Source organism: Mycobacterium sp. (assembly GCF_049683355.1).
Lineage (GTDB): Bacteria > Actinomycetota > Actinomycetes > Mycobacteriales > Mycobacteriaceae > Mycobacterium.
This window is the reverse complement of the sequence record NZ_JBAUJB010000427.1, coordinates 1-3,904: the sequence shown is the minus strand read 5'-3', so window position 1 is coordinate 3,904 and position 3,904 is coordinate 1. Positions and strand designations below refer to the sequence as shown.

Annotated in this window: 6 protein-coding genes and 2 pseudogenes; 2 read left to right on the top strand and 6 right to left on the bottom strand. The window is 69.4% G+C overall.

What is annotated here, in order from left to right:
- From WA944_RS24560 to WA944_RS24550, 3 genes and pseudogenes are all read right to left on the bottom strand, one after another.
- Positions 1 to 532: helix-turn-helix domain-containing protein (locus WA944_RS24560; RefSeq protein ID WP_526647436.1), on the bottom strand; the 532-nt coding region annotated here is incomplete at its 3' end.
- A gap of 72 nt (positions 533 to 604) precedes the next feature.
- Positions 605 to 1,240, bottom strand: coding sequence for a hypothetical protein (locus WA944_RS24555; protein WP_526368732.1), 636 nt, complete (start codon positions 1,238 to 1,240; stop codon positions 605 to 607).
- 216 nt (positions 1,241 to 1,456) lie between these two features.
- Positions 1,457 to 1,603, bottom strand: a pseudogene (locus WA944_RS24550) (HNH endonuclease); the annotation flags it as partial.
- Between the two features lie 102 nt (positions 1,604 to 1,705).
- Here WA944_RS24550 and WA944_RS24545 point away from each other — a divergent pair.
- The gene (locus tag WA944_RS24545) at positions 1,706 to 2,113 is read left to right on the top strand and encodes a hypothetical protein (protein ID WP_526368734.1); all 408 of its coding nucleotides are present in this window, start codon (positions 1,706 to 1,708) and stop codon (positions 2,111 to 2,113) included.
- 5 nt (positions 2,114 to 2,118) lie between these two features.
- Here the strand turns inward: WA944_RS24545 and WA944_RS24540 are convergent, their stop codons facing one another.
- Both WA944_RS24540 and WA944_RS24535 read right to left on the bottom strand, forming a co-directional pair.
- Entirely contained in the window at positions 2,119 to 2,697 is a 579-nt protein-coding gene (locus WA944_RS24540) for a hypothetical protein (RefSeq protein WP_526368736.1), read from the bottom strand.
- Between the two features lie 115 nt (positions 2,698 to 2,812).
- A complete protein-coding gene (locus WA944_RS24535; protein ID WP_526368740.1) occupies positions 2,813 to 3,490 on the bottom strand; it encodes a guanylate cyclase in 678 nt (225 codons plus the stop codon).
- Between the two features lie 41 nt (positions 3,491 to 3,531).
- Here WA944_RS24535 and WA944_RS24530 point away from each other — a divergent pair, with 41 nt between their 5' ends.
- Positions 3,532 to 3,696 carry a hypothetical protein gene (locus WA944_RS24530; RefSeq protein ID WP_205390467.1) on the top strand — a complete coding sequence of 55 codons (165 nt, stop codon included), beginning with the start codon at positions 3,532 to 3,534 and terminating at the stop codon, positions 3,694 to 3,696.
- Here WA944_RS24530 and WA944_RS24525 read toward each other — a convergent pair.
- A pseudogene (locus tag WA944_RS24525) lies at positions 3,693 to 3,904 on the bottom strand (HNH endonuclease); the annotation flags it as partial. The gene WA944_RS24530 and the pseudogene WA944_RS24525 sit on opposite strands and share 4 nt — an antisense overlap.

Here is a 3,904-nt window from a genome sequence, read left to right as displayed (position 1 = left end):
CCCGCCGCCCGGCGACGATCGGGCCGTGTCCGTGCAGGCCATCGCTGATCCACATCTCATCGGGTTCGGCGGCCTCGAACCGCCCGAACGCGGGCGGCGGGGTGCCGTCGGGTCGGGTATTGAGTTCCAGGCGGGCGAAGTGACGTTGCAGCGTGCGTGGCGAGGGCGCCCACCCCTGCTCGGCCTCGACGATCCGGGCGATGTGGGCGGCGGTACGCGCGGGGTGCTCCCGCTTGAGCCGTGTCGCCAGTTCCAGCACCTCGGCGTCGGTGCGCGGGGTTACTTGGCGTTCGGCCGGGATCAGCGCGTCGAACCCCCCGGCCCGCCACGCCCGGATCCAGCGGTCCAAACTCGCGCGCGACACCGTCACCGGCTCACCGGACGGGCCCACATGCACCTGGGCGGCCAGATCCCGCACCAGCTGGCCGCGCTCGGTCGCTGACAGGCCGGGATCGGCCAGCGGCCGGATCAGCGAGTACCGATACAGCGCGATATCACGCGCCCGATCCGCCCGCGACTTCTTCTTCGACATCTGTTGACACCTCAACGCTTTCCACGATCGACGGCAGTGACGCCACCGACCCTGACGCGTCGAGGCGCCCGGTCACAGACGCGGGCTCGTGTTGATCGACAACACCGCGACCGCCGGCGGCCGCACCGCGAGCAGCCAGCCACCCGAGCACACCGCCACCAGCTCCGCCGAGGACACCGCGAGCACCGGTTCACCCCAGCCGCGGCGCACCGCCGCGCACGCGGCCCCGATCTGCGCGACCGCGTCCGCGACCGGGCTTGCGGCCGGGGCCAGCCGATCCATGTCGGCGCCGGCGTTGGCATGGCGTTCCAGCCACCCGAAGCCGACCCGGATCGGCTCGGCGTGCGTGGCGAACCGCGACAGCCAACCCCGCACCGTCGAGGCCGCACGACCCGCCGCCGCAGTGATCCGCCGCCACCCCCAGCCGGCGGCCTGGGCCACCAGCGCCGCCCAGATCACCACCACCACGTCGACCCGTCGACCCAGGCAGAACCGAGGTAGCAGCACGTGCGAACGGCCACAACCCGCCTGGCTCGAGCAGATCGCCCGCCGCGGCCGGATCCGCTCCACCTTCGCCGCGCTCTGGCGCACGAACCGCGGCGCGGCGTGCCCCCACGGCGCCAACCGCTGCCCGCATAGCGGGCACCTCAGCGCACCCGACCGCAACTGACGTTCAACAACAACGGGATCTGCACCTACACTGAGCACGACGCCTCCGGGCGTTTCAGACGGCCCTTCCCAGCAGCCAGTCAAAGCACGCGGGAAGGGCCGTCGACCTTCAAGATCACCCGAACCGTAGACCCGCCGTCCTCGCGGTGACGCAGCCACTCACCCCCGGCTGCCCGATACCCACCACGCCAGACCATCCTCAGCCCACGTGACGCACCCCAACCCCACCGTGCTCACCTAGCGAGTCGCTCAACACCCGGTCGCGCCGCAGTACGCGCACCCTCCCCATGCCGTCTTCAGTGCCGCCCACTGGGAATCGGTGAGGTCGTGTTGCTTCAGTGCCATCCGCCGCTGGCGGCGACGCGCATACCTGACCGCGCGGGTCGGGCTGCGGGACGGCACGCGCAGAGGCTACCGCGAGGTTTGGTGAATTCCCTGGATTGGCCCGGTGTCGCGTCCCGGAGTAGCTCGGTCAGCGGCCCCGGGCGGGACTTATCATCGGGTATGACTCGGCCCACCCTCGCCCTATCGGTTGCCGTCACCGCCGCGGTCGCCTGCGTATCGGGCGCGACGCCCGCCCTCGCCGGTCCGCCCCCACCGTGCACGTTCACCCTGACACCGCCACAGGTCATCCAGGTCGCCGGCGTCAGCACGGTCACCGCGACCCTGGCGCCGGATCAGTGCGGGCCGCCGGCCACGCCGGCGACAAGCGTGGCCTGTCTCGAGATGCCAGGAGGAGACGCGGTCAAGCGCTGCTACCCGAGCGACGGCACGGGCCGCGCCCAGGTGTTCTTCGAGCCCTACGTTGCCGGCGCCACCTACATCGCGACGGGCCGGGGCTGCGGCGCCTGGATCGGCCAGCCTCCGGCTCCGGACTGCCAACTGCTGGGCCCCTACGCGGCGGCGCTGTAGCCGGCTCAGCCTGCCCGGTATTCCACCATCGCGTCGCGGCTCTGCAGCGCCTCGCCGTTGATGACGACCAATTCGGTCGGCGACAACCGGTAGGTGGTGTTGTCGTTGCGGGCCTCGAACCCCGCCGGGAGCACCCGCACATCGTCCAACCGCAGAGATGCGCCGTCGTGCAGGCGGATTCCCTGATACTCATAGGCTCCGTCGGAGCCCCGGCAGACGACCATGGCAGAGCGATTGGTGCGCGCGATCGCCACGGCTTGCTGCTGTTCATCGCAGCGGGCCGGGGAGTCGACGAAGCCCTGAGCGTCCATCGTGAGCGGCGCCGGTTGCGCCGGTTGCGCCGGCGGCTCGGGTGCTCGGGTGCTGGGCTCCGGCGGCGCCGCCACCCACTGGGAAACGGTGTTCGGCTGGGCCGGAATGGATTGGACCTGCGGCGGCTCGTCACCCGGTGAACTCAGGATCCCGAAGACGATGACCAGCGTGGCGAAGGAAGCCACCACGATCGAGATCGCCGAAGCCTTTGCGCTGAGCAGGCCACGCCGGGGCGCAGCTGTGTCCTCGGCGGGCTCGGTCGATGTCGGCATGCCTGCACTCCCTCGTTGCGGTGCCGAATATGCGTGCTGTCGTCAAGCCAACCACTTTTTTGCCGGCATCGTGCGATCTCGGTCGGCGTTTCGCCACCCGGGTGTGCCCGGCGCGCTAGGGGATGACAGCGACCTCCTCGCCCAATCGGTACCCGGCCGCCAACGGCAGCGTGTCGCCACTCCAGAAGGAGCCCGGATCAAACCAGTTGTAGTGCTTGTCGGTCTCCAGCAGTCCCATCTCCTCGTAGGTGATGGCGACGGTTTCCGCACAGTAAGCCGTTTGCAGGCCCGCCCTGAACTTCTCGGCTTTGCGACGCTCGACCGATTTGCGAACTTTGCTGTGTACGAACGGAATTCCACGCGTGAAGTCAGAGGCGTTGGGCAGCCTGCCGCGTATCCAGCGTCCGGTCAGCCGGGCAGTCGTCGGGAAGGGGGTGCCGTCCATCCGCGCGATCACCTTGAGCATGCGGTCCTCCTGTTCACGGCCGGCGTACGGCGTGAGCTGGCGCAACCAGCAGCGCTGGCCGTAGGTGCCGATCCAGCGTTCCACCGCTTCACGTAGATCGTTGAGCTGCACCCCACGGTGATTGGTGCCCGTCCACATGTCGACCAACTTGTCGCCCAGTTCGGCATGCCAGATCAGCGGGGGCAGGTCATCGATCGCCACCGTCATGCCGACGTGGTTGACGGGGCTGTTCGTCATCGACTGGATCGCGCGGTCGGGACCGGACTGTCCGCGGAACAACCAGATGTCCCCGGTACGGGTCTCATCCAGCGCGCGCTGCAACGACACCGTGCTTTGATTCACCCGCCAAGCTTAGGCAAACTCGCGGTATGCGTGGAATCTGGAAGTGGGTCGGACTCGCTGGTGTCGCCGGGGTGGTGGCCGGTGGCGCGCTGGTCGCACGGGACCAACGGCGGCGCAACTCTTACACTCCCGACGACATCCGCGCCCGTCTGCACCAGCGCCTCGCCGAGGCCGAGGCCGACTCCGGTTAGTTGTCGGTCGGTGGTGGTGGTGGTTGGTAGGGGGTGTACCACTTCCATTGGGCGCGTTCGCCGGTCGGTCCTCGGTAGGGCGCGACGGCCGGGGGTGGTGTGGTCGGTGGTCGTGCCAGTGATCCCGAACTGAGTTCCTGGCCTTCGTTGTCGGTGACCCTGAGGCGGTGCGCAGGCCCGGTGAGGGTGATGCCCCCCAGATGATGCA